Genomic DNA, 26,717 nt, shown 5'->3' with positions numbered 1-26,717 from the left:
TAAGCGATCCGCCATGACCGTTATTGAAACCGATCTGTTGCAATTGGCTTACCCTCCGCGGCTCGATCTGGGGCCGCAACTGACTCACGAGCAATTAATGAGTTCGATGCAGGCCACCATGGCCAAGCATAAGGGGGGGCCGGTCTGGCTATTCGCTTATGGTTCGCTGATCTGGCGTCCGGAATGCTCGTCGACCCAGCGCATGCGTGCACGGGTTCACGGTTATCACCGGGGTTTGTACCTGTGGTCACACGAGCATCGAGGCACGCCGGAGTCACCGGGGTTGGTGTTCGGCCTGGATCGCGGCGGTTCTTGCAGCGGGTTTGCCTACCGTTTGCCGGAAGACCAGCTTGAGGCCTCGCTGTATGCCTTGTGGCAGCGTGAGATGCCTTACCCGTCGTACCGGCCGCACTGGCTCAGTTGCCGCTTGGAAGATGGCAGCCAGGTACAGGCGTTGGGGTTTGTGCTGGAGCGGCACTTGCCCAGCTATGCCGGCAACCTGCCCGATATCGTGCTTAATCACGTGTTGGAAAGCGCTTGCGGGCGTTACGGCACCACTCGCGATTATGTCGAGCAGACCGTGAACGCCCTGCGTAGCCACGCCATGCCAGATAAAAACCTGGAGGCGCGGCTCAAGCGTTGTGCCAAAGACTGCGGCGGGAATTAACGCGCCGAGCTGACGCTGTTGGTGTGCCACAGCGTTGGGATCAGGAACGCAATCGCCAGCAGGCATGCGCCCACCAGCAACACAAAACCACCGTCCCAGCCGAAGTGGTCCACGGTGTAGCCCATGGCCGCACTGGCTGCCACCGAACCACCCAGGTAACCGAACAGGCCCGTGAAGCCCGCAGCGGTGCCCGCCGCTTTTTTCGGTGCCAGCTCCAGCGCCTGCAGGCCGATCAGCATCACCGGGCCGTAGATCAGGAAGCCGATGGAGAACAGCGCGATCATGTCGACCATCGGGTTGCCTGGCGGGTTGAGCCAGTAAACCAGGGTCGCCACGGTGACCAACGCCATGAACACGATGCCGGTCAGGCCTCGGTTGCCACGGAAGATCTTGTCCGACATCCAGCCGCACAGCAGCGTGCCCGGAATGCCCGCCCACTCGTAGAAGAAGTACGCCCACGAGGTTTTATCCACGTCGAAGTGCTTGGCTTCCTTAAGGTAAGTCGGCGCCCAGTCCAATACGCCGTAGCGCAGCAGGTAAACGAAGACGTTGGCGAAGGCGATGTACCAGAGCATTTTGTTGCGCAGCACGTACTTGACGAAGATTTCCTTGGCGCTGAATTCGTCTTCGTGGCTGGCGTTGTAGCCTTCCGGGTAGTCGTTCTTGTATTGCTCGATAGGCGGCAGGCCGACCGATTGCGGGGTGTCGCGCATGGTGATGAAGGCAAACGCCGCCACTGCCAATGCCACGGTCGCCGGCACATAGAACGCTGCGTGCCAGTCGTTGAACCACGCCATGCCCAGCAGGAACAGCGGGCCGATCAGGCCGCCGCCGACGTTGTGCGCCACGTTCCACACCGACACCACACCGCCGCGTTCTTTCTGCGACCACCAGTGCACCATGGTGCGTCCACTTGGCGGCCAGCCCATGCCCTGAGCCCAGCCGTTGATGAACAGCAGAATGAACATCATGGTCACGCTGGACGTTGCCCAAGGTGCGAAACCGAAAATGAACATCACGCCCGCCGATATCAGCAGGCCGAAGGGCAGGAAATAGCGTGGGTTGGAGCGGTCGGACACCAGGCCCATCAAGAACTTGGACAAGCCGTAGGCGATCGCAATGGCCGACATCGCCAGGCCCAGCTCACCCCGGGTGTAACCCTCGTCGATCAAGTACGGCATGGCCAGCGAGAAGTTTTTGCGCAGCAGGTAATACCCGGCGTAACCGAAGAAAATACCGGCGAAGATCTGCCAGCGCAGTCGTCGGTAGGTACTGTCTATTTTTTCTTCAGGCAGGGGCGCCTGATGTGCGGCAGGACGAAAGAAAGCAAACATTCAAGAGCTCCAAATTTCTTGTTTTGACTGCGGATGCGAATGTTACAGTTTCGTTACCGAAAATAGCATTGCCTCTTATCCGCAAACACAGGAAATCCGAGCGATTGCATGTTCTCTTACGAACATGTCGCGAATAGATAAGTATGGGCCGTAATCAGCTTCTTCGAAGCACTGGAGATCAAAATGTGGGAGCTGGCTTGCATGCGATTGCGGTCTGTCAGCTGCATTTGTTGGAGCGGACTCACCGCAATCGCAGGCAAGCCAGCTCCCACATTGACCGCGTTTCAAATCATTACCGGATCTGAACGACGACCTTGCCCACCGTCTTGCGCTGCCCCAGGTCGTTGATCGCGTGGGCAGCCTGCTCCAGCGGATACACCTGCGACACCAACGGCTTCAACTTGCCCTCGGCGTACCACGTGAACAACTGCTGGAAGTTCGCCGCATTGTCCTGCGGCTGGCGCTGGGCGAACGAACCCCAGAACACTCCGACCACGGACGCACCCTTGAGCAGCGCCAGGTTCACCGGCAGCTCGGGAATGCGCCCGCTGGCAAAGCCCACCACCAACAGACGGCCGTTCCAGGCGATGCCACGCACCGCTTGGTCAAACAGATCGCCGCCGACCGGGTCGTAGATCACATCGACACCGTTGCCGTCGGTCAGGCGCTTGATTTCGTCCTTCAGGTTGGCTTCGCTGTAGTTGATCAACTCGTCCGCACCGGCGGCCTTGGCCACGGCCAGTTTGTCCGCACTGCTGGCAGCGGCGATTACCCGGGCGCCCATGGCTTTGCCGATTTCCACGGCCGCCAGGCCCACGCCACCGGAGGCACCGAGTACCAACAGGGTTTCGCCCGGTTGCAGGTTGGCCCTTTGTTTCAAGGCGTGCATCGAGGTGCCGTAGGTCATGCTGAAAGCCGCGGCGGTGTTGAAATCCATGCTCGGCGGGATTGGCAGCACGTTGTAGCCCGGCACGGCGACCTGCTCGGCAAAGCTGCCCCAGCCGGTCAGGGCCATGACCCGGTCGCCGACTTTCAAGTGGCTGACTTTTTCCCCGACTTCACTGACCACCCCGGCCGCTTCGCCACCCGGCGAGAACGGGAAGGGCGGTTTGAACTGGTATTTGCCCTCGATGATCAGGGTGTCCGGGAAATTGACCCCGGCCGCGTGCACGTCCAACAGGATTTCGTTCTTCTTGATCGCCGGGCTGGCGATCTCTTCCAGCACCAGGGTTTCGGCGGGGCCGAAGGCTTTGCACAGCACAGCTTTCATCGGACTATTCCTTTTGGCGTCGTGGCCGATAAGTGTAGGAGGGTACGCCCGTGGGTCAACGAGCATGCCCGGGCCTGATAAGTCGCCATAAGCTTGTGCTCAGCCTTGCTAGCGTTATGCTACCCGGCAACCGAATTTGAGGAATGAACTGTGAAAGCGTGGATCCTGTTGATGCTCGCCCTGACCTTGCCGATGGCAGCCCAGGCCGAAGAAGCGAAAGAAGGCGAGGCACCCAAGGTCAGCTATTACAGCTTGAACCCGCCCTTCGTGGGCAACTACGGCCTGGATGGCACAACAAAACTCAAGGTGTTCAAGGCCGATATCGCCTTGCGTGTGACCGGCCCCGAAGCCCTTGCCGCGGTCAAAGCCAACGAGCCATTGATTCGTAACCAACTGGTGGGGCTGTTCACCCAGCAGACCAACGAAGCGATGAGTACGGTCGAAGGCAAAGAAAAACTGCGCCAGCAAGCCCTGAAGCAAACCCAGCAAGTCATGAACGACGAAACCGGCAAGCCGGTGGTGGAAGACCTGTTGTTCAACAACTTGATCATCCAGTAACGGGTCCTTGTGGCGAGCGGGCTTGCCCAGCGTTGGGTGGCGAAGCCGCCCGAAAACCCTGCGCCTCGGTACACCTGAAACACTGTGGTGAATTTGAAGGGGGCTGCTGCGCAGCCCAACGCGGGGCAAGCCCGTTCGTCACCGTTAAGAAGCCAGGCTTTTGCGAAACCTGGCCAATGCCACCGCAAAAAACACCAGGCCAATCGCCGCCAGCGCGAGCAAATCCGGCCACACCACACTCACGCCCGCATCCCGGAACAGAATCGCGGCGCTCAGGCTCACAAAGTGGGTCGACGGTGAGCCCTGCATCACCCACTGTAACCACTCGGGCATGCTGTCCAGCGGCGTGCTGCCACCGGAAAGCAACAGCATTGGGATGATCACCGGAATCGCCAGCAAACCGAATTGCGGCGTCGAGCGAGCAAGGGTGGCGAGGAAGATCCCCAGTGCGGTACTCGCAAACAGATACAGCGCGGTCACGAACAGGAACAGGCTCATGGACCCGGCCAGCGGCACGCCGAGCAAACCCTTGACCACCAGCTCCAGAGACAGCCACGTGCACAGCACCACCACCAGCATGTTGCTCCAGATTTTCGCCAGCATGATTTCCAGTGCGGTCAGGGGCAGTACCAATAAATGGTCGAGCGTGCCGTGCTCGCGCTCGCGCAGCAGTGCGGTGCCGGTCAGCACGATGGCCAGGATGGTGATGTTGTTGACGATCTGGATTACCGCCAGGAACCAACCGCCTTCCAGGTTGGTGTTGAACAGCGCCCGGGTGGTCAGCTGCGCGGGTAACGTCTGGCTGGACTCGGCCTGGCCGCTGTAGCTGAGCAACTCACGCTGGAAAATCCTGCCGATGTAGCCGGCCCCCATGAACGCCTGGCTCATCGCCGTGGCATCGACGTTCACCTGCACGCCCGGCTGACGCCCGGCCAACAGGTCGGCCTGGAAATTTGCCGGCACGTTGATCACGAAGGTGTACTCGCCGCTGTCCATGACCTTATCCAGTTGGTCATAGGCCAGCGGCGCGGGTGGTTGAAATTCCGGTGGCAGTAATGCTTCGGCCATCTGCCGGGACAGCGCGCTGTGGTCTTCATCGACAAAGGCCACGCTGGCGTTGTGCACGCCAATCACCGAGCCGGCGGCAGGCATGTAGATCGCGACGGTAAAGGCGTAGGCCAGAAACAGCAGCAACACGCTGTCGTGGCGCAGGCTGGTGAGTTCCTTGATCCCCAGGCGCAGGATGTGAGCGAGCTTGTGCATCAGGCCTCCTGCTTTTTGAGCATGATTAAGCTCAGCCCGGTGAACCCGATAAAAAACCCGAACAGCGCCAGGCACTGCGGCCACAATTGGCGCAGGTCGAGGGCTTTGGTGAAGGTGCCTACGGCGATATCCAGAAAGTGGCCGGCGGGGAACAGCGTGCCCATCACTGCGGCCGCACCGTCCAGGGACGAGCGCGGCACGATCAGCCCGGAGAATTGGATGGTCGGCAGGCTGGTGATGATCATGGTGCCGAGGATCGCCGCAATCTGAGTGCGGGTGAACGCTGAGATCAGCAGGCCCATGCTGGTGGTGGCCAGCACGTACAGCAGGCCGCCAAATGCCAGGGTCAACCCGCTGCCTTTAAACGGTACACCGAACAGCCAGCGGTTCATCGCCACCAGCAGCGCGAGGTTCACGAGGCTCACGGCCAGGTACGGCGCCTGTTTGCCGAGCAGGAATTCCAGGCGGGTCAGGGGTGTGGCGTAGAAGTTGGTGATCGAGCCCAGCTCTTTCTCGCGCACGATGCCCAGCGCGGTGAGCATCGCGGGGATAAATGCCAGGATCAGCGCCATCACGCCCGGGCCGATGGCATTCACGCTGACCACGTCCTGGTTGTAGCGAAAGCGCGTTTCGAGCTTGGCGGCGGCTTGGGTGTTCACGGGCAGGCTGCTCAGCGCGGCCAGTTGCTGGAGGTTGCCCTGATGCACGGCTTCCACGTAGTTACGGCTGGTTTCCGCGCGAAACGGCATGCCGCCGTCGAGCCACGCGGCGACGGTGGGTTGGCGGCCGGCGTAGAGGTCGCGGCCAAAACCGGGCGGGATTTGCAGCGCCAGTTTGATTTCCGAACGCTGCAGGCGACGGTGCAGTTCGTTTGCGTCGCGGATGGGCGCTTGTTCGGCGAAGTAGCGCGAGCTGCGAAAGGCTTCCAGGTAGGCACGGCTTTGCGGCGTCTGGTCCTGGTCGTAGACGGCGAAGGCGAGGTTTTCCACATCCAGGGAAATCCCGTAGCCGAAGATCACCATCATGAACATCGCCCCCAGCAGGGCGAAGGCCATGCGCACTTTGTCGCGCAGCAGCTCCTTGCCTTCGCGGCTGGCCACGGCCAACAGCCGAGCCGGGCTGAACCCGTGTTTGCTGACCGGCGGCGCGCTGGTTTCGCTGACGGTCGCGGCGGGCGCGGCGGGTTCGGGCTCGCCTTGGGCTTGCTGCAGGCAGGTGACGAAGGCCGCTTCCAGCGTGTCGCCGTGGAATTGTTGTTGCAGGGCTGCGGGTGTGTCGCAGGCCAGTACTCGGCCGGCGTGCATCAGCGAGATGCGGTCGCAGCGCTCGGCCTCGTTCATGAAGTGGGTGGACAGGAAAATGGTCACGCCCTGTTCGCGGGACAGCTCGATCAGCAATCGCCAGAAATCATCCCGCGCCGCCGGGTCGACGCCCGAGGTGGGCTCATCAAGGATCAGCACTTCGGGGCGATGCAACACGGCCACGGCCAATGAGAGGCGCTGACGCAGGCCAAGGGGCAGCTCGCCTGACGGCTGCTCGGCCACGTCGCCCAGATCGAAACGCTGAATCAACTCATCTATTCGCGGGCCGCTGTCGGCCTTGGGCAAATCGAACAGTTGCGCATGCAGCACCAGGTTCTGGCGCACGCTGAGTTCGCCGTACAGCGAGAAACTTTGCGACATGAAACCCACGCGCTTACGGGTCGCGAGGTCCTTGGCATTCACCGGGTTGCCGAGCAGCGTGGCGCTGCCCTCGGTGGCCGGCATCAGCCCGGTGAGGACTTTCATGGTGGTGGTTTTGCCGCAGCCGTTAGAGCCGAGGAAGCCGAAAATCTCGCCCCGGCCGATGGCAAAGCTGACTTTATCCACCGCCGTGAAATCACCAAAGCGCAGCGTCAGGTCGTGGGCTTCGATAGCGATATCAGTGTTGCCGCTTTCACGCGGTGGAATCACCAGCGGTTGATTGTTGTGGGCGCTGTCGCCCTGGAAGTGGGTGAAGGCCTCGTCCAGTTTGCCGCTGGGTGTGGTGGCCGCCAGCTCGTGGCTCAAGCCGTCGGCGATCAGTTTGCCGCGATCCAGCATCAGGCAATGTTCGAACTGTTCGGCCTCTTCCATGTAGGCCGTGGCCACCAGCAGCGTGAGCTGCGGGCGTTCGTGGCGTACGGTTTCGACCAGTTCCCAGAAGCGTCGACGCGACAGCGGGTCGACGCCGGTGGTGGGCTCGTCGAGGATCAGCAGGTCCGGGTCGTGGATCAGCGCGCAGCACAGGCCAAGTTTCTGCTTCATGCCACCGGACAGCTTGCCGGCCGGGCGCTCGGCGAAGCGTGCGAGGTCAGTGGCCAGCAGCAGGTTGTGCATGCGCTGCTCGCAATCGGCTCTCGACAGGCCGAACAGCGTGGCGAAGAAGCGGATGTTTTCGCTGATGGATAGCTCGGGATACAAGTTGCCGCCCAGGCCTTGGGGCATGAAGGCGATGCGTGGGTACAGGCTGTTGCGGTGGCGGCGGTCTTCGATAGAGCCACCGAGCACTTCCAGTTGCCCCGCCTGAAGCTTTTTAACCCCGGCGATCAACCCCAGCAGGCTGGACTTGCCCGCGCCATCCGGGCCGATCAAGCCGCAGCGGGTGCCGGCCGGCAAGCTGAAGGCGATGTCGATGAGTGCCTGTTGCTTGCCGTAACGGTGGTTGATCCCCGTGGCGTGCAGCGCCAGGGCGGTCATTTCAGGTTGGCCGGCCAGTCGATATCAGCCGTGCGCACGTAGCCGGCGCCGGGCATGCCCGGTTTGGCTTGCGGTACGGCACTGGGTTGAGTCAGGCGCAGCTTGACGCGGAACACCAGCTTCTGACGCTCGTCGCGGGTCTCGACCTCCTTGGGCGTGAACTGCGATTTGTCGGCGACAAAACTGATTTTCGCCGGCAGCGGTTGCTGGGGCAGGGCGTCGAGCAGGATGCGCGCGTCACTGCCGACGGTCAGGCGGCCGGTGATGGACGCGGGCAGGTACAGGTTCATGTACTGATCATTGGGATCAATCAGCAACAACACACGCCCGCCCGCGCCGAGCACTTCACCCGGCTCGGCCAGGCGTAACTGGATGATGCCGTCGATGGGCGCCCGCAGGCTGCTGTCGTCGATTTCGCTGGTGAGCTGGGCCACTTGGGCCTGGGCCGCGCCAATGGCGGCTTTCACCGCATTGACCTGAGCTTGCGCGGCGACCACGGCGGCGTTGCCGGTGTTCTGACGCGCTTGCTGCTGGTCGATCAACTGGCTGCTGGCGAAGCCGCGCTTATACAGTTCCTGGGTGCGCCTGAGTTCCTGGCCGGCCAGCAGTTGTTCACTCTGGCGCAGTTGCACGTTGGCCTCGGCGGCGGCGAAGTTTTCCTTGGCGCGCAGCACTTCGGCTTCGGCCTGGGCACGTTGGGCTTCGAGGGTGCGGGTGTCCATGCGCGCGAGCAATTGGCCCTTGAGCACCTTGTCACCTTCATCCACGCGCACTTCGGCGAGGCGCCCGGGGATCTTGGCGGCGATCTGCACTTCGGTGGATTCCAGGCGCCCATTGCCCATGCTCAAGCCTTCTGGCAGGCGGTCCTGGGTGGAACGCCAGTAACCGAAGCCACCGGCACCCAGCAACAGGGCGATCAGGGCAATAGCGAAAAGGCGCGACATATGGCGGTTCGTAGACATGGCTGCATCCTGCGGCATTAGCGTTCCAGTGTGACCGGTTTTCCCTCTGGGGGTCTTGATATCGATCAGTTAAAGCAAATGGATGATTGCGGCCCACTGCTCAGGCGTGACCGCCATGACCGAAAGCCGGCTGCCCTTTTGCACCAGGGGCAGTTCGGCAAGGGCGGTTTGTTGCTTCAGGTAGCCCAGGCCCAGCACGTTGGGGAAGGTTTTAACGTGTGCCACGTTGATCGCGCTCCACGGATTTTTTTCCGGGCTGGCCTTGGCGTCGAAATAATGGCTGTCCGGCTCCAGTGCGGTCGGGTCCGGGTAGGCAGCCTCGATGATTTTGCCGATTCCGGCGATGCCGGGCTCGGGACAGCTGGAGTGGTAAAAGAAGAACTCGTCACCCACCGCCATGGCGCGTAGAAAATTGCGCGCCTGGTAGTTACGAACCCCGTCCCAGCGCGCTTCGCCGAGCTTTTCCAGGCCGTTGATGGAGAGTTCGTCGGGCTCGGATTTCATCAGCCAGTAGGCCATTTTTACGCTCCAAAAAAAGGCATTGGATAAGTTGTCGGGCAATTCCATGACAAACCGACAGTCGGTTGGCGTCAAGGTTTGCGTGTTGGTTCACGTTACCGCAGAATGCCCGCTTTTAAGCTTGACGCAGCTGCAACGGACTACTTTGGAACGTTGTTGTCATCGTGTACGAGGTGCCTGAAGGGGGGCAATCGATGCAACGTAAACCGGATTTACTATGGATTTTGGTCATTTTGTTTGGTCTGGGCGTCGTGACCACCGGGTATGCGCAGAGCTTGTGGTCGAACAAGACCGATGCGCCCGTTGAACTGGCTCAGCAGCAGCCACACCCGTTCAAGCGTTAACACCTTTTCAAGGCGTCGTTGACTCCAGCGACGCTTCTGCGACATACCACTGCTTATCGGTGACGGTGCCCGCCAGTGGCACGTCCCAGCTCGCCTGCGCCAAGCGCTCGACTTTCTGACATTCATGGGCCAGCCCCAGCAGCGTCGGCTTGCGCCAGCTTTGGCGCCTGGCGAGGTAGGCCAGGCTGCGGTCATAAAACCCGCCGCCCATGCCCAGGCGCCCACCCACATCATCGAAGCCTACCAGCGGCAGCAGCACGAGATCGAGTGCCCATACCGGGCGCTGGCGATTGGCATTCACGCGCGGTTCAAGAATGCGAAAGCGGTTGGGCAACAACTTATCCCCAGGCCGCACACGCTGAAATACCATCTTGGTGCGCGGCCAGGCACTCAGCACCGGCAGGTAAGTGGCCTTGCCCCGCCGCTGAGCGGCGCGCAGCAGCAAGCGCGGATCGATTTCACCGTCCGTCGGTAGATACAAAGAGATATGTTTGGCGCGGCGAAACAGCGGTTGCTGTGCCAGTTGCCGATACAAGCCTTGGGCTGCCTTACGCTGTTCGCTCGGGGTCAGCTCGCGGCGGGCCTTGCGCAACATGCGTCGAAGTTGCGGGCGGGAAAGCGGCGCAGGTTCGGTCATGGTTTTTCGGCTCATAAAACAATGCCAGTCCTGGGACTGGCATTGAGTTTGGGAATTCAGGCTCCCCGACAGAGCCGCTGTCGACTTAGCCCTTGAACCCGAAAGTTCAAGGTGGAAGATGCAGTAGGCTTTAAGGCTTTCCGTCTAGCGGACATGCACACCAGCCCAACGTGCAACTTCCAGGGTAGTGCGAATCGGCTCAGGGACATCGCCGACTGGCAAACACGCCAGGGAGTGGGGCGAGTATACCTTAAACAGCGTTGGCAATCAGCCCTTGGGTGCGTCCGAATCAGTGGAAAGCACCAGATCCACGCGTTCCAGCAGGTCACGCACTTGCTCGCGCGTTGAGCCGCTGGCCTGAACGTCAGGCCGTTCCTGCTTATGCAGCAGATCGTGGGTGATGTTCAGCGCGGCCATCACGGCGATGCGGTCGGCACCGATGACTTTGCCGCTGCTGCGGATTTCACGCATTTTGCCATCCAGGTAGCGGGCAGCGCTCACCAGGTTGCTGCGTTCTTCCTGGGGGCAGATGATCGAATATTCTTTGTCGAGGATCTGCACGGTAACGCTATTGCTTGAACTCATGAGTCTTGCTCCAGGGCCTTCAGGCGCGAAATCATCGATTCGACCTTACGCCGGGCGATTTCGTTTTTTTCAATGAGGTGAGCGCGTTCCTCGCGCCAGGTCTTTTCCTGAGCTAATAGGAGTCCGTTTTGACTCTTAAGTTGCTCGACCCGATCAATTAGCAATTCGAGTCTGGCCATCAGCGCTTGCAGGTCGGTGTCTTCCATTGGGTTCCACTGGATTTGTCTGATGAATGGCAACTGCAGGATAAACGATCTGACGCCCTTGATAGTCTTGGTACGTCTGCCGGTGCTAGGATACAGCGCTTCATTCTAGACATTGCGCCGTCTGGCGCCTAGCTCACCATGCCTATTCAGAACTCCCCGTACGACGCTTTTTCCAAACTGCTGAGCTCCAGCGGTCATCCTTGCTCGCCTGCCGAACTGCACGGCGTGTTGTTGGGCCGCAGCTGCACGGGTGTTGGCTTCGATGCCGACAACTGGCTGGCTGATGTGGCCGAGCTGCTGGAAACCGAACCGACCGAGAACGTGCGTAACGCGCTGATTGGCCTGCAAGAGATGGTCAAAGGCGAGCTGACCGGTGATGACGTCACCGTGGTCCTGCTGCTGCCGACCGACGACGCACCGCTTACCGAGCGCGCTGCCGCACTGGGCCAATGGTGCCAGGGTTTCCTCCACGGTTTCGGCGTGAACGCCAGCGGCCTGGAACTGAGCACTGATGCCAAAGAAGTGTTGCAAGACTTGGCGGCGATCTCCCAGGTGCAAGATGCCCTGGAAGAGTCCGAAGACGGCGAAGGCGACTATATGGAAGTAATGGAATACCTGCGCGTCGCGCCGCTGCTGCTGTTCACCGAGACCAAGAAGTCCGCTGAACCGGCTGCACCCAAGCCTTCGCTGCACTAAGAAAGGAAGCCCATCTGCCCATGATCCATATCCCGAAAGCGGAATACACCCGTCGCCGCAAGGCGCTCATGGCGCAGATGGAACCCAACAGCATCGCGATTCTGCCGGCCGCCGCCGTGGCCATTCGCAATCGTGATGTCGAGCACGTCTACCGCCAGGACAGCGACTTCCAGTACCTGAGCGGGTTTCCCGAGCCCGAAGCGGTGATCGTGCTGATGCCCGGTCGCCAGCATGGCGAGTACGTGCTGTTCTGCCGCGAACGCAACGCCGAGCGCGAATTGTGGGACGGCCTGCGTGCCGGCACCGAAGGCGCGATTCGTGACTTTGGCGCCGACGATGCATTCCCCATCACCGATATCGACGACATCCTGCCGGGCCTGATCGAAGGCCGCGACCGGGTCTACTCGGCCATGGGCAGCAACGCCGAGTTCGACCGGCATGTGATGGAGTGGATCAACGTGATCCGCTCTAAAGCGCACCTGGGCGCCCAGCCGCCGAACGAATTTGTTGCCCTGGATCATCTGCTTCACGACATGCGCCTGTATAAATCGGCGGCAGAAGTGAAGGTGATGCGCGAGGCCGCACGAATTTCCTGTGCGGCCCACGTGAAGGCCATGCAGGCCAGTCGCGCGGGGTTGTATGAGTTCAGCCTGGAAGCCGAGCTGGATTACGAGTTTCGCAAGGGCGGCGCGAAAATGCCGGCCTATGGCTCCATCGTCGCCGCCGGGCGCAACAGCTGCATTCTGCATTACCAGCAGAATGACGCAGTGCTCAAGGATGGCGACCTGGTGCTGATCGACGCCGGTTGTGAGATTGACTGCTACGCCAGCGACATCACTCGCACCTGGCCGGTCAACGGTACGTTTTCGCCCGAGCAAAAAGCGATTTACGAGATTGTGCTGGCGTCCCAGGAAGCGGCCTTTGCCGAAATTGCGCCGAACAAACATTGGAACCAGGCCCATGAGGCGACGGTAAAAGTCATTACCACCGGGCTGGTGAAACTGGGCCTGTTGCAGGGCGATGTCGACGAATTGATCGCCAGCGAAGCGTACCGGACCTTCTATATGCACCGTGCCGGACACTGGTTGGGCATGGATGTACACGATGTGGGCGAGTACAAGGTCGGTGGCGAATGGCGCGTGTTGGAAGTCGGCATGGCGTTGACCGTGGAACCCGGCATCTATATATCGCCGGACAACCAGAATGTGGCAAAGAAATGGCGTGGCATTGGCGTGCGCATCGAGGACGACGTGGTGGTGACCAAGCAAGGCTGTGAAATCCTGACCGGCGGCGTGCCCAAGACGGTTGTCGAGATCGAAGCGCTGATGGCGGCTGCCCGATGAGCCGCGTTAACCTGGCGATCATCGGCGGCGGCCTGGTGGGTGCGAGCCTGGCGCTGGCGTTGCAAGCGGGCGCCAAGGCGCGGGGTTGGAACATTGTGCTGATCGAACCGTTTGCGCCGGGTGACACGTATCAGCCGAGCTACGATGCGCGTTCCTCGGCGTTGTCTTACGGCGCTCGTCAGATTTATCAGCGCTTGGGCCTGTGGCAAGCCATCTCCCGCCGCGCCGAGCCGATCAAGCAGATTCATGTGTCGGACCGTGGGCGTTTCTCCACTGCGCGGTTATCCGCGATGGAGGAGGGCGTGCCTGCCCTCGGTTATGTGGTGGAAAACGCCTGGCTCGGCCAATGCCTGTGGCAAGGTTTGGACAAAGAAGTGGTGAGCTGGCGCTGCCCGGCCGAAGTCACGCGCATGGAGCCGCTGCCCGATGGCTATCGCCTGACCCTCAATGATGAAACCGTATTGGAGTGCGACCTTGCGGTGCTGGCCGATGGGGGCCGCTCCGGTCTGCGCGAGCAATTAGGCATCGGTGTAAAAACACGCCCGTACAACCAGAGTGCGCTGATCGCCAACATCACCCCAAGCGAAGCGCACAACGGCGAAGCCTTCGAGCGCTTCACCGATGAAGGCCCGATGGCCTTGCTGCCGCTGCCGGACAATCGTTGCGCCCTGGTCTGGACCCGCATCGGCATGGACGCACAGCGCCTGGCCAACCTTGATGAACGCAGTTTCTTGAGCGAATTGCAGGGCGTGTTCGGCTACCGCCTGGGCACCCTGAAGCAAGTGGGCGCCCGTCATTTGTACCCGCTGACTCTGGTGGAGGCGGAAGAACAAGTCCGCTCTCACCTGGCGGTCCTCGGCAATGCGGCTCACAGCCTGCACCCGATTGCCGGGCAGGGTTTCAACCTGTCCCTGCGCGATGCGAATGCCTTGGCCGAAGCCTTGCTGGCTGGGCCGGCGGTGCCGGGTGACCTGGCGACGTTGCAGCGTTATCGCGAGCGCCAGCACCTGGATCAGAAGCTCACGGTGGGGTTCTCCGATCAAGTCACGCGCCTGTTTGGCAGCGCTCAACCCTTGGTGGCCATGGGGCGCAATATGGGCCTGCTGGGCCTGGACCTGCTCCCGCCGGCCAAACGCTGGTTCGCCCGTCAGGCCATGGGCTTGGGTACGCGCCCCGATGCGTAAGTGGTTGGTCCAACGGTTGGGTAGAGCGCGGCTGTTGCGTTGGGTCATGACCCTTTATCCGCCCTATCTCGGGGCGGGGATCAGCGTGCAGCACATGAGCGCTGACTTTCGTCATGTCAAAGTGCGCATGGGGCTGGGCTGGTACAACCGTAATTACGTCGGCACGCAATTTGGCGGTAGCTTGTACTCGATGGTCGATCCGTTCTACATGTTGCTGTTGATGGAGAACCTGGGCCGCGACTACATCGTCTGGGACAAGGCTGCGAGCATCGATTTCATCTCGCCGGGCAAAGGCCCGGTGTACGCCGAATTTTCCATCGACGACGCCTTGCTGGACGAGATTCGTCGACAGACTGAAGGGGGTGAGAAGTACTTGCCCCAGCTTCAGGTGCAGATTCATGACGGCTCCGGCACCCTGGTGGCGCGGGTCGACAAAACCCTTTACGTGCGGCGCAAGCCGCCAGCGAGACAGGCTTAAAGCATGGACATGCGCGCAGATGTGCTGATTGTCGGGGCCGGAATGGTCGGGAGCGCCTTGGCGCTGGCGTTGCAGGGCAGTGGCCTGCAAGTGCTGCTGCTCGATGGCAGCCCGCTGAGCGTCAAGCCGTTCGATCAGGACGCAGCCTTCGAGCCCCGCGTGAGTGCCTTGTCGGCCGCCAGCCAGCGCATCCTCGAGCGCCTGGGCGTGTGGGACGGCATTGTGTCGCGGCGCGCCAGCCCCTATGGCGAGATGCAGGTGTGGGACGGCAGCGGCACGGGGCAAATCCACTTTTCAGCGGCCAGCGTGCACGCCGAAGTGCTGGGGCATATCGTCGAGAACCGCGTGGTTCAGGACGCGTTGCTGGACCGTCTGCACGATTGCGACTTGGGCTTGCTGGCCAATGCGCGCCTGGAACAGATGCGTCGCTCCGGTGATGACTGGCTGCTGACCTTGGCCGACGGCCGCAAATTGCGTGCACCGCTGGTGGTTGCCGCCGACGGTGCCAACTCCGCTGTGCGCCGCCTGACCGGCACCGCGACGCGCGAGTGGGATTACCTGCATAACGCCATCGTCACCAGCGTGCGCAGCAGCCAGGCTCACCAGCGCACGGCATGGCAACGCTTCACCGATAGCGGCCCGCTGGCATTTTTACCGCTGGTACGGGAGGGGCAAGAGGAGTGGTGTTCGATCGTCTGGTCGACCACCCCGGCGGAATCCGAGCGCTTGATGGCGCTGGATGACGACAGCTTTTGCCGTGAACTGGAGCGCGCCTTTGAAGGGCGGCTCGGCACAGTGATCAGCGCCGACCCGCGCGTTTGTGTGCCCTTGCGTCAACGCCACGCCAAGCGCTATGTGGCCGAAGGCCTGGCGTTGATCGGCGATGCCGCGCATGTGATCCACCCGTTGGCGGGGCAAGGCGTGAACCTGGGGTTTCTCGATGCAGCAGTGCTGGCCGAAGTGTTGTTGGCGGCCACCGAGCGCGGCGAGCGCCTGGCCGATGTGAAGGTGCTGAGCCGCTATGAGCGCCGGCGCATGCCGCACAACCTGGCGCTGATGGCGGCGATGGAAGGTTTTGAGCGGTTGTTCCAGGCCGATCAACTGCCTTTACGCTGGCTGCGCAACGCCGGGTTGAAAATGGTCGACCAGATGCCCGAAGCCAAAGCGGTTTTTGTACGTCAGGCCCTGGGGTTGACGGGCGATCTGCCGGAGCTGGCCAAGCCCTGACTTGAAATGCAGTCGCTGTGGGAGCCGGGCTTGCCCGCGATGAGGCCATCAGCGCTCGCGCCAATCCGGCCATGCAACATCTGGTAACGCCTCCACCGAGCGCTACCAAATGTGAGTCCTTATCATTTGCCTTCTTTTTGCAAATGAGAGACCGCACCCATGTTGGCACCCAAGCGCCTCCTGACTGCCCTGGCACTCACCCTTATCGGCAGCACCACCGTGCAGGCGGCCGACGAAGTCGTGGTCTACTCCTCGCGTATCGACGAACTGATCAAGCCGGTGTTCGACGCCTACACCCAGAAAACCGGGGTGCAGGTGAAGTTCATCACCGACAAGGAAGCCCCGCTGATGCAGCGGATCAAGGCCGAAGGCGAAAACGCCACCGCTGACCTGCTGCTGACCGTCGACGCCGGCAACCTCTGGCAGGCCGAGCAAATGGGCATCCTGCAACCGTTCACCTCTGCGGTGATCGACAAGAACATTCCCCTGCAATACCGCGCCTCCAGCCACGCATGGACTGGCCTTAGCCTGCGTGCGCGGACCATCGCCTATTCCACTGACCGCGTAAAACCGGGCGACTTGACCACCTATGAAGCCCTGGCCGACAAGCAGTGGGAAGGTCGACTGTGCCTGCGCACAGCGAAAAAGGTCTACAACCAGTCGCTGACGGCCACCCTGATCGAAACCCATGGCGCGGCCAAGACTGAAGAAATCGTCAAAGGCTGGGTCAACAACCTGTCCACCGACGTGTTCTCCGATGACATCGCAGTGCTCGAAGCCATCAACGCCGGGCAGTGCGACGTGGGTATCGTCAACACCTACTACTATGGTCGCCTGCACAAGCAGAAGCCGGACCTGGCGGTGAAGCTGTTCTGGCCGAACCAGGGCGACCGTGGCGTACACGTCAACCTGTCGGGCATTGGCCTGACCAAGCACGCACCGCACCCGGAGGCTGCCAAGGCCCTGGTGGAGTGGATGACTACGGCTGAGGCGCAGAAGATTTTTGCCGATGTGAACCAGGAGTTCCCGGCTAACCCCGCCGTGCCGCCATCAGCGGAAGTAGCGACCTGGGGCAAGTTCATCGCCGATACCTTGCCGGTGGAGGTGGCAGGCAAGCGCCAGGCTGAGGCCATTCGCCTGATGGACCGCGCCGGCTGGAACTAAAATTTTAGAACGCCGCTGATCAACATGTGGGAGCGGGTGTGCTCGCGAAGGCGTCGTGTCAGTCGATACATGTGTGACTGATACACCTCTTTCGCGAGCACGCCCGTTCCTGCATGGGTTGGTGGTGTTTTCAAGACAACTGACATTCTGAGAATTTTTCATTGGCCCACCCCGCCCAACGCCGCTGGTACCTGCCGGTCTTCACCGTCGCCGCTCTGGTACTGCTGCCGCTGAGCGTGCTGTTGCTGTCCTGGCAAAGCATCGACACACAGATCTGGGCGCACCTGTGGGACACGCAGATGCCACGTCTGCTGGGCAACACGCTGACCCTGGTGTTGGGCGTCGGTGTCGGTGTGACGCTGCTGGGCGTGAGCCTGGCGTGGCTGACCAGCCTCTGCGAATTTCCCGGGCGGCGCTGGCTCGACTGGGCGCTGATGTTGCCCTTCGCTATTCCCGCCTACGTGCTGGCCTTTGTGTTTGTCGGCCTGCTCGATTTCGCAGGCCCGGTACAAACCCTGCTGCGCGATTGGTGGGGCAGCAGTCTGCGTCTGCCGCGCGTGCGTTCCACTGGCGGTGTGATCATCGTGTTGGTGCTGGTGTTCTACCCCTATGTCTATCTTCTCGCGCGCACCGCGTTTTTGGCTCAGGGCAAAGGCCTGATGGAGGCGGCGCGCGTGCTTGGCCAGTCACCCTGGCAAGCGTTCTGGCACGTCGCGCTGCCCATGGCGCGCCCGGCGATTGGTGCTGGCGTAGCATTGGCGTTGATGGAGACCCTGGCAGATTTCGGCGCAGTCTCGGTATTCAATTTCGACACCTTTACCACCGCTATCTACAAGACGTGGTACGGCTTTTTCAGCCTTTCCAGCGCTGCCCAACTCGCCAGCCTGTTGCTGCTGGTGGTCATGCTGGTGTTGTACGGCGAACGACGTGCCCGAGGTGCCAGCCGCGCGGGCAATGAGCGGCCGCGCGGCAAGGCGCTGTATCACCTGCGCGGGTTAAAGGCCGCAGCGGCCAGTGCTTGGTGTGGTTTGGTGTTTGCCTGTGCCTTTGTTATCCCGATGCTGCAACTGGTCGCCTGGTTCTGGCAGCACGGTCGGTTCGATCTGGATGAGCGTTATACCGGCTTGATCGTTCACACCCTCTACCTGGGCGGTATCGCTGCCCTGATCACGGTCAGCGTTGCGTTGATATTGGCCTTTGCCAATCGCCTGGCGCCTACGCGCGCGATTCGCTCCGGAATCAGCTTGGCCAACGTCGGCTATGCCTTGCCGGGCTCGGTACTGGCGGTGTCGATCATGCTGGCGTTCAGCTACTTGGACCGTGAGCTGGTAGTGCCGTTGTCAGGTTGGCTCGGCGGCGCTGGCAAGCCTTTGTTGCTTGGCAGCCTGTCGGCGCTGGTCCTGGCGTATCTGGTGCGTTTTCTGGCGGTGGCCTATGGGCCGCTGGAAAACAGCCTGGCGCGAATCCGACCGTCTTTACCGGAAGCGGCGCGCAGCCTCGGCGTCAGTGGGCCACGACTGTTTTGCAAAGTGTATCTGCCGCTATTGCTGCCGGGGACATTGAGCGCGGCGCTGCTGGTGTTCGTCGATGTGCTCAAGGAAATGCCGGCGACCCTGCTGATGCGCCCGTTTGGCTGGGACACGCTGGCGGTACGGATCTTTGAAATGACCAGTGAAGGGGAATGGGCGCGGGCGTCGTTGCCGGCGCTGACACTGGTGTTGGTGGGCCTGTTGCCGGTGATCGGCCTGATCCGACGCTCTGCACGACAAATCGGTTAGGTGCCAGTCCTACGGCTTGCGGCTACAATGCGCGGCATTCGGTGCGCTCCGTCTTTCGGGGCGAGTCGCTAAATGTCGCTGCAGGCCTGGTAATACAAGGTGTTCAGCGCAAATGGTAACTCTGCGCATCTTCGCCAAGCCCGGAAGGAGAAACCCATGGGACAGCGTACGCCTCTGTATGACCTGCATCTCGCCCTCGGCGCGAAAATGGTCGATTTTGGCGGTTGGGATATGCCTCTGCATTACGGCTCGCAAGTTGAAGAACACCATCAGGTGCGACGCGACTGCGGGGTGTTCGATGTATCTCATATGACCGTGATTGATGTCACAGGCCTTCAGGCCAAGGAATGGCTCCAGCACCTGCTGGCCAATGATGTCGATCGTTTGCATGGCTGCGGCCGTGCGCTTTACAGCGCCATGCTCAATGAGCAAGGCGGCGTAGTGGACGACATGATCGTCTACCGCACCGAGACGGGTTACCGGTTGGTGGTCAACGCAGCCACCCGTGATCAGGATATGGCCTGGATGCAGGCACAGTTGGGCAGCTACGCGGTGCAACTGCATGAGCGGTCCGAGTTGGCGATGCTTGCCATTCAAGGGCCGCATGCCCGGCAGAAAATCGCCGAATTGGTCACCCAGTCTCGCGGCACGCTGATCCATCAGCTCAAGCCGTTTGAAGGCCAGGTCGACGGCGATTGGTTTATCGCGCGTACGGGTTACACCGGTGAAGATGGCTTGGAAATTGTCCTGCCTGCCGCTCAGGCTCCGGGTTTTTTCAATGACCTGGTCGGCGCCGGCATTTCACCCATTGGCCTTGGCGCCCGCGATACCCTGCGCCTGGAGGCCGGCATGAATCTGTATGGCCAGGATATTCACCAGGCGGTTTCGCCCCTGGCGGCCAATATGGCCTGGAGTATTGCCTGGGAGCCTGCCGACCGCCAATTCATCGGCCGTGCCGCCCTCGAGGCGGAAAAAGCAGGCGGTGTGCGCTACAAATTGGTCGGTCTGGTGCTGGAGGAGCGTGGGGTTTTACGTGCTCACCAAGTGGTTCGTATCGCCAATGTTGGCGAAGGAGAGATCACCAGTGGTAGTTTCTCTCCTACGCTGAGCAAATCCATTGCACTGGCGCGTGTACCGACGGCCACTGCCGATCGGGCCGAAGTGGAAATCCGCGGTAAGTGGTACCCGGTTCGAGTGGTCAAACCGACCTTCGTGCGCCATGGCAAAACCCTGATCTAACTATTCCGGCAGGCCAAAGGCCGCTGACATTTCATCTTGAGGACACAGACTATGAGCGATATCCCTGCCGACCTGCGTTTTGCCGAAAGTCACGAATGGGCCCGTCTGGAAGCTGACGGCACTGTGACCGTCGGTATCTCCGACCATGCTCAGGAAGCGTTGGGTGATGTGGTGTTTGTTGAACTGGCGGAAGTTGGCGCCCAGTTTAAAGCTGAAGGCCAGGCTGGCGTGGTTGAGTCGGTGAAGGCTGCTTCGGATATCTACGCCCCGATTGCTGGCGAAGTGATCGCCGTCAACGAGGAATTGAGTGGCAGCCCTGAGCTGTTGAACTCCGACCCTTACGGCGCCTGGATCTTCAAGCTCAAGCCAAGCAACTCGGCTGATCTGGAAAAACTGCTGGATGCCGCCGGCTACAAAGCCGCCATCGGCGAGTAACCGCGAGCCGTTGGACCCGCGCACATCAATGTGGGAGCTGGCTTGCCTGCGATAGCATCACGGCGGTGTGGTTGAATCACCGCAGTGCCTGTATCGCAGGCAAGCCAGCTCCCACAGTTGATTGCGGACAGCTGGCAGTTTGTCTTTAGCTCGCTTTCAGTACCGCTTTAACCGCCGCGACCGACCGTTCCACGTCCGCTTCTGTCATCGCCGTGAACATCGGCAACGACACGATCAAACGCCCAACACGCTCCGACACCGGGAACATGCCTTCCTTGAAGCCCTGTGCCCGATACAGGCTCAGCAGGTGGATCGGCGGGTAGTGATAGCCAATGCCGACGCCGTGGGCTTGCATTTGCTCCATGAAGGTCGCGCGCGCGGGCAGACCGTCCTGGCGCTCCGGCAGTACCAGCTGGAACAGGTGCCAGTTGCTGTTTTCGAAATCCGCTGGCGGCAGTTGCGCGCCGTATCTCTCTTCAAAGTCACTGCCGAAGCACTTGAAGTAGTGCCGTGCCAGATTCTGGCGATGGGCAGTGATCTTCTCGATATGGGCAAATTGCCCCAGGCCGATGGCGGCGGCGATGTCGGTCATGTTGAACTTGCCGCCCAACACATCCACGTCCAGCCCGTCAAAACCGGTACGGGTAACGCCCTGCAGACGATATTTTTCTGCCAGACGGGCTTCCTCGGCATTGTTCAACACCAGGCAACCGCCCTCGGAAGAGGTGATGTTCTTGTTCGCCTGGAAGCTGAACGACACGAAGTCACCGGTTGCACCGATACGTTCGCCATCCCAGCTGGAACCCAAGGCCTGGGCGGCGTCTTCGACGATACGCAGGTTGTACTTGTTGGCCAGTGCATACAGCATCGGCATATCCAGGGGCAGGCCGGCCAGGTAGACCGGGATGATCGCCTTGGTGCGTGGGGTGATCGCTGCTTCTACCTGGGCCAGGTCGATGTTGCGGGTGACCGGGTCGATATCGGCAAATACCGGCGTGGCGCCCACTTCCAGAATGACGTTGGCGGTGGCGACCCAAGAGATAGGGGTGGTGATGACTTCGTCACCAGGGCCGATCCCGGCGATGCGCAGGGCAATCTCCATGGTGCAGGTGCCGGAGTTGAAAGTCCGTACCGGACGGCCGCCAAAGTATTCCGACAGTTGTGCTTCGAACGCCTGTACTTTTGGCCCGCTGGTGATCCAGCCTGAGCGCAGGACGTCGCCGACCGCCGAGATGGTGGCTTCATCAATGGTAGGTTTGGAAAACGGCAGAAAGGGCTGTTGGCTCATAACGACGAAGGCATCCGTTTCAGATAGGCGATGAGTAAAAGACGTATCAGTACCGCATGGTTGCACGGTTTGACTGAATATAGCCTGTCATGCGTGAACGAATCGTCATGTTATGGACAAAAAAATGCCGCTTGGGAAAGCGGCATTTTTTATCGGGCGCGGTTACTCGGTAACAGCGTTTTTCGCGAGGATGGCGTTGGCCAACTCCATATCTGTGGCCTTGAGGCCAGGGTTGTCAGCGCGCACTTTCTGCATGGCAGCTTCCAGGTACGGGCCGCGGATGCCGCCGTCGCTGGCAACAAAGCTGCCTGCGTCATCCTGGGCGGCGACCACCAGCTTGTGGTCCTTGAAGGTCAGGTACGTCGAGCCGGTAGTGGCGCCCGATGAGATGACGTTGCGCCAGAAACTGTCGGCCATGGCTGAGCCGACAGGGAGGGAAAGCACAGCAAGGGTTGCGACAGCATATTTGAGACGCATGATGGGTGACTCCGACTGGGTTATCTGAACAGTTTGATTGTAGTTAGCCCAATCGAGTTCCATCACTGACTAAACAGTTTCGACCTGTAAAACCACGCCATGCTGACCAATGACACGCACTTGAGCGCCTACGGGGCTGTCCGGACCGGTCACCATCCACACGCCATCGCCGACTTTTATCTTGCCCCGGCCATCGACGATCGCCTGATGCACCACAAATGTGCGACCAATCAGTTCCGAGCCGCGCATGTTCAGCCCCGGCTGGTCGCTGACCTTGGCGCTGCTGCGCTGGCGTCTCCACCAGTACACGGCGGTCAGGATCGACAAGACAGCGAATAGCAGCAGCTGCCATTCCAACCCGAGCGGTGGGACCAGAAACTTGATAACGCCTACGGCCGCGGCGGCGATCCCCATCCACAGCAGGTAGCCACCGGCGCCGAACACTTCAAGAATCAACAGCACCGTACCCAGTGCCAGCCAATCCCAGAACGACAGATGCTGCAGGAATTCCCACATGGCGACTGCCTCAGCCTTTCTTGTTGTCGAAGGTTGCCTTGACGATTTCGCCGATGCCACCGACTGCGCCAATCACCTGGCTGGCCTCCAGCGGCATCAGGATGACTTTGCTGTTGTTGGCCGAAGCCAGCTTGCCCAAGGCATCGATGTATTTTTGCGCGACGAAGTAGTTAACCGCCTGCACGTTGCCCGAGGCGATTGCCTCGGAAACCACTTGGGTGGCGCGGGCTTCGGCTTCGGCCTGACGCTCGCGGGCTTCAGACTCCAGGAAAGCCGCCTGACGGCTGCCCTCGGCCTCAAGGATCTGCGCCTGCTTCTTGCCTTCGGCAGTCAGGATCGCCGATGCGCGCAGGCCTTCGGCCTCCAGAATCTGCGCACGCTTGATCCGCTCGGCTTTCATCTGGCCGGACATGGCGGCCATCAGGTCGGCAGGCGGGCTGATGTCCTTGATCTCGATCCGGGTGATCTTGATGCCCCACGGTGCCGTCGCTTCATCCACGGTACGCAGCAGTTTCTCATTGATGCCGTCACGCTGGCTCAACATCGCATCCAGTTCCATGGAGCCGAGCACGGTGCGGATATTGGTTTGCAGCAAGTTACGAATAGCATGTTCGAGGTTGTTGACCTCATAGGCGGCCTGGGCAGTGTTGACCACCTGGAAGAAGCACACGGCGTCAATCTGCACAGTGGCGTTATCGGCGGTGATGACTTCCTGAGGCGGGATATCCAGCACGCTTTCCATCACGTTCATCTTGCGACCAATGCGGTCCATGATCGGAATGATGATGTTGAGGCCGGGTTTGAGGGTGTTGGTGTAGCGGCCGAAGCGCTCGACGGTCCATTGGTAGCCCTGGGGCACCACTTTAAAACCCATGAACAGGATGGCCACGGCCAAACCCACGAATAGAAGCAGTACGGTTCCGATCTGCATAGCGATTCCCTATCTGATGGTGTCAGTGAAGCGGATGTGCGATCGAGTGTAACGGTCTGCTCACGGATAGGGACGGTTTCACGGCGCAACCACCCAATCATTTGTTTCTGAATCCCCAGGCGTTACCCGTAATACTTCTGCGAGGGTGGTCAGCCCGGCGTGCACTTTGTCGATACCGGCCATTCGCAGCGTGCGCATGCCTTGCCCAAGTGATGCCCGGCGTAGAGCCTGCACATCGGCGCCGGGCGTGATCAGCGCCTTGAGCGTCTCGTCCATCACCATGATTTCGTAGAGCCCGGCACGGCCTTGGTAGCCGCTGTCGCGACACTCCCCGCAGCCAATCGCTTCGTGAACCGGTTCCGGCGCATTCACCGCGCGTTTGCAATGAGGGCACAAAAGCCTTACCAAACGCTGTGCCATTACGCCTATCAGCGTAGCCTTGATCAAATAATGAGCAATGCCCAGTTCCTGCAAACGACTGATGGCGCTGGGAGCATCGTTGGTGTGGAGAGTCGATAGCACCAGATGTCCGGTCAGTGCGGCCTGGATCGCCATTTCGGCCGTTTCCTGGTCGCGAATCTCACCGATCATGATGATGTCCGGGTCTTGACGCAGCAGCGCGCGGATACCGCTGGCGAAGGTCAGGTCGATGTTGTGGTGCACTTGCATCTGGTTGAAGGCGGGCTCAATCATTTCGATCGGATCTTCCACCGTGCACAGGTTGACCTCGCGGGTCGCCAGTTGCTTGAGCGTGGTGTAGAGGGTGCTGGTCTTGCCCGAGCCGGTAGGCCCGGTAACCAGGATGATGCCGTTGGCCTGGCGGGTCATGGCGTGCCACCGTTGTTGGTCCTCGACGGATAAGCCCAGTTGGTCAAAATCCTTGATCAGCACCTGTGGATCGAAAATACGCATCACCAGTTTTTCGCCAAACGCGGTCGGCAGGGTTGAAAGGCGCAGTTCCACCTCAGCGCCCTCCGGGCTTTTGGTCTTGACCCGGCCGTCCTGGGGTTGGCGCTTTTGCGCGACATTCATCCGGCCCAGGCTTTTCAGGCGGCTGACGACCGCCATCGTGACCTGAGGCGGAAATTGATACACATCGTGCAACAGCCCGTCGATGCGAAAACGCACCCGGCCCTGGTCGCGACACGGTTCTATGTGGATATCGCTGGCCCTTTGGCCAAAGGCGTACTGCAACAGCCAGTCGACGATATTGACGATATGCGCGTCATTGGCATCCGGCTCCTGCTCGCTGGCGCCGAGGTTGAGCAGTTCGAAGTTGCTGGCCACCGTTACCTTTTGATCTGCGCCGCTGACGGACTGGGCCAGCCGGTAAAACTCGCCAATGCAGCGCTGAATGTCCTTGGGGTTGGCGACCACGCGCTTGATCGAGCGTTTCAGCACCTGCGCCAGCCCGGCTTCCCATCCGCTGACATGGGGCTGGGCGCTGGCGACGGTGACGGTTTGCGCATCCACGGCTACCGCAAGGATCGCGTGGCGCTGCGCGAAGGCGTGGGACATCAAGGGCACTACCGTCGCCACGTCGATCTTGAGCGGGTCGATGCGCAGATAAGGCTGCCCGACATGCCGGGCCAGCCATTGGGTCAGTGTTTCCAGGCAAAACCCTTCGGTTGCGATGCATTCAAGCGGGTGCAGTGAGGATGGCGTCGCCGATAACCTTTGCGCCACCTCCGCTGAAATCAGCTTTTGCTCGACCAGCGCAGGCAGCAATTGCTGCAGTTCCAATCGGTGATCGTGCAAGGCAGCGGGCATGGGCATTTCCTGGGCAGTGTCGGGTGTAATTCCAGGCTAGCCAGTCGCTGAACATCCACCGCCCAGTGTGTATTGCAGGCTTTTACAGACTGGCCGCCGTCACCGCCTGAGGCCGCAGGGAATCGGCCGGCCACACGTCCAGCGAGCACACGCTGATCAGGTTTCTAATCTTTTCACCGATCACCTGGGCCCGATGCCAGCTCAAACCGTCCATCACGATGTCGATGTTCAGCAGGTCGTCCTCCCGGTTCACATTGACCTGCTGTGGCGTCAGGAACTGCAGTGCGAAGTAATTGAGCACGCGGCACAGCACATCCGGTTCGGCCTCGGCAACGATCTGATAATGCGCCTGGCAATGGGCGCAGTTGACGGCCCACGCATCGACGCGGGCAGAGGGCGGTGTGGTTTCGACGGCGTGCATGCTGATTCTCCAGATTCGACTGAAGAAATTTTTACATTCGCTGCGGGAGATTTCTTATCTAAGATGGGGCGTATTTGCGATTTGTTGAATAAAACAATTCGAGATAAGCGCTATTAAAGGTATTTCTATGCACAGTGAGTTGGACGTCTACGACCGCCGTATCCTGGCCTTGCTGCAAGAGGACGCCTCACTGTCCAGCGCGCAGATCGCCGAGCAGGTGGGGCTGTCGCAGTCGCCGTGCTGGCGGCGTATTCAACGGCTGAAGGAAGAAGGCGTGATTCGCGGTCAGGTAACGCTGCTCGACCGCAAGAAAATCGGCCTCAACACGCAGATTTTTGCCGAGGTAAAACTCAACGCCCACGGCCGATCCAACTTCACCGAGTTCACCGAGGCGATCCGTGGGTTTCCGGAAGTGTTGGAGTGTTACGTGCTGATGGGGGCGGTGGATTTTCTGCTGCGCATCGTCACCTCGGACATTGAGGCGTACGAGCGGTTTTTCTTCGAGAAGCTGTCGATGGTGCCGGGGATTCAGGAGGTCAACTCGATCGTGGCTTTATCCGAGATCAAGTCCACTACCAGCCTGCCTGTATTGCGCTGACCGTGTGGGAGCGGGCTTGCTCGCGAATGCGGCGTGTCAGCCACCAAGAAGTTGACTGATCCACCGCTTTCGCGAGCAAGCCCGCTCCCACATTTGACCGAATTGCTCGG

Annotated in this window: 28 protein-coding genes and 1 other RNA gene; 13 read left to right on the top strand and 16 right to left on the bottom strand. The window is 60.7% G+C overall.

The window, feature by feature from the left end:
• Window positions 1-13: 13 nt before the first annotated feature.
• Window positions 14-667, top strand: coding sequence for a gamma-glutamylcyclotransferase (locus A7D21_RS04245; protein WP_053258587.1), 654 nt, complete (start codon window positions 14-16; stop codon window positions 665-667).
• Here A7D21_RS04245 and glpT read toward each other — a convergent pair.
• Both glpT and A7D21_RS04235 read right to left on the bottom strand, forming a co-directional pair.
• On the bottom strand, window positions 664-2,001 hold the full coding sequence (gene glpT, locus A7D21_RS04240) for a glycerol-3-phosphate transporter (RefSeq protein WP_053258586.1): 1,338 nt from the start codon (window positions 1,999-2,001) through the stop codon (window positions 664-666). The genes A7D21_RS04245 and glpT overlap by 4 nt on opposite strands.
• A gap of 292 nt (window positions 2,002-2,293) precedes the next feature.
• Complete coding sequence (locus A7D21_RS04235) at window positions 2,294-3,271, bottom strand: NADPH:quinone oxidoreductase family protein (protein ID WP_069551136.1); 978 nt, start codon at window positions 3,269-3,271, stop codon at window positions 2,294-2,296.
• Window positions 3,272-3,421: 150 nt separating this feature from the next.
• Between A7D21_RS04235 and A7D21_RS04230 the strand changes: the two genes are divergently transcribed.
• Entirely contained in the window at window positions 3,422-3,829 is a 408-nt protein-coding gene (locus A7D21_RS04230; RefSeq protein ID WP_053258584.1) for a flagellar basal body-associated protein FliL, read from the top strand.
• A 144-nt stretch (window positions 3,830-3,973) separates the two neighbouring features.
• On the opposite strand, the gene A7D21_RS04225 is transcribed toward A7D21_RS04230, so the two are convergent.
• From A7D21_RS04225 to A7D21_RS04210, 4 genes are all read right to left on the bottom strand, one after another.
• The gene (locus tag A7D21_RS04225; RefSeq protein WP_053258583.1) at window positions 3,974-5,092 is read right to left on the bottom strand and encodes an ABC transporter permease; all 1,119 of its coding nucleotides are present in this window, start codon (window positions 5,090-5,092) and stop codon (window positions 3,974-3,976) included.
• Window positions 5,092-7,809, bottom strand: coding sequence for a ribosome-associated ATPase/putative transporter RbbA (gene rbbA / locus A7D21_RS04220; protein WP_069551135.1), 2,718 nt, complete (start codon window positions 7,807-7,809; stop codon window positions 5,092-5,094). Before rbbA ends, A7D21_RS04225 begins: the two co-directional genes overlap by 1 nt.
• On the bottom strand, window positions 7,806-8,771 hold the full coding sequence (locus A7D21_RS04215) for an HlyD family secretion protein (protein ID WP_053258812.1): 966 nt from the start codon (window positions 8,769-8,771) through the stop codon (window positions 7,806-7,808). The genes rbbA and A7D21_RS04215 overlap by 4 nt, the downstream gene beginning before the upstream one ends.
• A gap of 69 nt (window positions 8,772-8,840) precedes the next feature.
• Window positions 8,841-9,290 carry an EVE domain-containing protein gene (locus A7D21_RS04210; protein ID WP_053258581.1) on the bottom strand — a complete coding sequence of 150 codons (450 nt, stop codon included), beginning with the start codon at window positions 9,288-9,290 and terminating at the stop codon, window positions 8,841-8,843.
• A gap of 194 nt (window positions 9,291-9,484) precedes the next feature.
• Here A7D21_RS04210 and A7D21_RS35740 point away from each other — a divergent pair, with 194 nt between their 5' ends.
• The gene (locus A7D21_RS35740) at window positions 9,485-9,634 is read left to right on the top strand and encodes a hypothetical protein (RefSeq protein WP_096236759.1); all 150 of its coding nucleotides are present in this window, start codon (window positions 9,485-9,487) and stop codon (window positions 9,632-9,634) included.
• Window positions 9,635-9,641: 7 nt separating this feature from the next.
• On the opposite strand, the gene A7D21_RS04205 is transcribed toward A7D21_RS35740, so the two are convergent.
• The 4 genes from A7D21_RS04205 to A7D21_RS04190 all read right to left on the bottom strand — a co-directional run bounded on the left by A7D21_RS04205 (window position 9,642) and on the right by A7D21_RS04190 (window position 11,062).
• A complete protein-coding gene (locus tag A7D21_RS04205) occupies window positions 9,642-10,271 on the bottom strand; it encodes a 5-formyltetrahydrofolate cyclo-ligase (RefSeq protein ID WP_053258580.1) in 630 nt (209 codons plus the stop codon).
• A 58-nt stretch (window positions 10,272-10,329) separates the two neighbouring features.
• A non-coding RNA gene (ssrS, locus tag A7D21_RS04200) (6S RNA) lies at window positions 10,330-10,508 on the bottom strand.
• A 30-nt stretch (window positions 10,509-10,538) separates the two neighbouring features.
• Window positions 10,539-10,856, bottom strand: coding sequence for a cell division protein ZapA (locus A7D21_RS04195; protein WP_005792389.1), 318 nt, complete (start codon window positions 10,854-10,856; stop codon window positions 10,539-10,541).
• Entirely contained in the window at window positions 10,853-11,062 is a 210-nt protein-coding gene (locus tag A7D21_RS04190) for a TIGR02449 family protein (RefSeq protein WP_003177365.1), read from the bottom strand. Before A7D21_RS04190 ends, A7D21_RS04195 begins: the two co-directional genes overlap by 4 nt.
• Window positions 11,063-11,200: 138 nt before the next feature.
• On the opposite strand from A7D21_RS04190, the gene A7D21_RS04185 reads away from it, so the two are divergent.
• The 9 genes from A7D21_RS04185 to gcvH all read left to right on the top strand — a co-directional run bounded on the left by A7D21_RS04185 (window position 11,201) and on the right by gcvH (window position 20,606).
• A complete protein-coding gene (locus A7D21_RS04185) occupies window positions 11,201-11,758 on the top strand; it encodes a YecA family protein (RefSeq protein WP_053258579.1) in 558 nt (185 codons plus the stop codon).
• A 20-nt stretch (window positions 11,759-11,778) separates the two neighbouring features.
• Window positions 11,779-13,101, top strand: coding sequence for a Xaa-Pro aminopeptidase (pepP, locus tag A7D21_RS04180; protein WP_053258578.1), 1,323 nt, complete (start codon window positions 11,779-11,781; stop codon window positions 13,099-13,101).
• Window positions 13,098-14,285: a 2-octaprenyl-6-methoxyphenyl hydroxylase gene (gene ubiH, locus A7D21_RS04175; protein WP_053258577.1), complete on the top strand. Its 1,188-nt coding sequence runs from the start codon at window positions 13,098-13,100 to the stop codon at window positions 14,283-14,285. Before pepP ends, ubiH begins: the two co-directional genes overlap by 4 nt.
• On the top strand, window positions 14,278-14,763 hold the full coding sequence (locus A7D21_RS04170; protein ID WP_069551134.1) for a DUF4442 domain-containing protein: 486 nt from the start codon (window positions 14,278-14,280) through the stop codon (window positions 14,761-14,763). Before ubiH ends, A7D21_RS04170 begins: the two co-directional genes overlap by 8 nt.
• Before the next feature lie 9 nt (window positions 14,764-14,772).
• The gene (locus A7D21_RS04165) at window positions 14,773-15,990 is read left to right on the top strand and encodes a 2-octaprenyl-3-methyl-6-methoxy-1,4-benzoquinol hydroxylase (RefSeq protein WP_167422788.1); all 1,218 of its coding nucleotides are present in this window, start codon (window positions 14,773-14,775) and stop codon (window positions 15,988-15,990) included.
• 159 nt (window positions 15,991-16,149) lie between these two features.
• Window positions 16,150-17,154 (top strand): extracellular solute-binding protein, encoded by a 1,005-nt coding sequence (locus tag A7D21_RS04160; protein ID WP_053258574.1) that lies wholly within the window; start codon window positions 16,150-16,152, stop codon window positions 17,152-17,154.
• A 161-nt stretch (window positions 17,155-17,315) separates the two neighbouring features.
• Window positions 17,316-18,932, top strand: a complete 1,617-nt coding sequence (locus A7D21_RS04155) for an iron ABC transporter permease (RefSeq protein ID WP_069551133.1) — start codon at window positions 17,316-17,318, stop codon at window positions 18,930-18,932.
• A gap of 156 nt (window positions 18,933-19,088) precedes the next feature.
• Complete coding sequence (gene gcvT, locus A7D21_RS04150; protein WP_053258572.1) at window positions 19,089-20,171, top strand: glycine cleavage system aminomethyltransferase GcvT; 1,083 nt, start codon at window positions 19,089-19,091, stop codon at window positions 20,169-20,171.
• Window positions 20,172-20,222: 51 nt separating this feature from the next.
• Window positions 20,223-20,606: a glycine cleavage system protein GcvH gene (gcvH, locus tag A7D21_RS04145; RefSeq protein ID WP_053258571.1), complete on the top strand. Its 384-nt coding sequence runs from the start codon at window positions 20,223-20,225 to the stop codon at window positions 20,604-20,606.
• Window positions 20,607-20,751: 145 nt separating this feature from the next.
• Here the strand turns inward: gcvH and A7D21_RS04140 are convergent, their stop codons facing one another.
• From A7D21_RS04140 to A7D21_RS04115, 6 genes are all read right to left on the bottom strand, one after another.
• Window positions 20,752-21,894 carry a DegT/DnrJ/EryC1/StrS aminotransferase family protein gene (locus A7D21_RS04140; protein ID WP_069551132.1) on the bottom strand — a complete coding sequence of 381 codons (1,143 nt, stop codon included), beginning with the start codon at window positions 21,892-21,894 and terminating at the stop codon, window positions 20,752-20,754.
• A gap of 162 nt (window positions 21,895-22,056) precedes the next feature.
• The gene (locus tag A7D21_RS04135) at window positions 22,057-22,371 is read right to left on the bottom strand and encodes a DUF2388 domain-containing protein (RefSeq protein ID WP_043046966.1); all 315 of its coding nucleotides are present in this window, start codon (window positions 22,369-22,371) and stop codon (window positions 22,057-22,059) included.
• A gap of 69 nt (window positions 22,372-22,440) precedes the next feature.
• Window positions 22,441-22,887 carry an NfeD family protein gene (locus A7D21_RS04130; protein WP_053258569.1) on the bottom strand — a complete coding sequence of 149 codons (447 nt, stop codon included), beginning with the start codon at window positions 22,885-22,887 and terminating at the stop codon, window positions 22,441-22,443.
• A 10-nt stretch (window positions 22,888-22,897) separates the two neighbouring features.
• Window positions 22,898-23,818, bottom strand: a complete 921-nt coding sequence (locus A7D21_RS04125; RefSeq protein ID WP_053258568.1) for an SPFH domain-containing protein — start codon at window positions 23,816-23,818, stop codon at window positions 22,898-22,900.
• A gap of 78 nt (window positions 23,819-23,896) precedes the next feature.
• Window positions 23,897-25,588 carry a GspE/PulE family protein gene (locus A7D21_RS04120; RefSeq protein WP_053258567.1) on the bottom strand — a complete coding sequence of 564 codons (1,692 nt, stop codon included), beginning with the start codon at window positions 25,586-25,588 and terminating at the stop codon, window positions 23,897-23,899.
• Between the two features lie 82 nt (window positions 25,589-25,670).
• Window positions 25,671-26,009 (bottom strand): hypothetical protein, encoded by a 339-nt coding sequence (locus tag A7D21_RS04115; RefSeq protein ID WP_053258566.1) that lies wholly within the window; start codon window positions 26,007-26,009, stop codon window positions 25,671-25,673.
• A gap of 127 nt (window positions 26,010-26,136) precedes the next feature.
• Between A7D21_RS04115 and A7D21_RS04110 the strand changes: the two genes are divergently transcribed.
• Complete coding sequence (locus A7D21_RS04110) at window positions 26,137-26,607, top strand: Lrp/AsnC family transcriptional regulator (RefSeq protein ID WP_010167872.1); 471 nt, start codon at window positions 26,137-26,139, stop codon at window positions 26,605-26,607.
• Window positions 26,608-26,717 lie beyond the last annotated feature (110 nt).

This window comes from Pseudomonas sp. AP19 (genome assembly GCF_001728855.1).
Lineage (GTDB): Bacteria > Pseudomonadota > Gammaproteobacteria > Pseudomonadales > Pseudomonadaceae > Aquipseudomonas > Aquipseudomonas fluorescens.
This window is presented reverse-complemented; position numbering and strand designations above follow the sequence as displayed.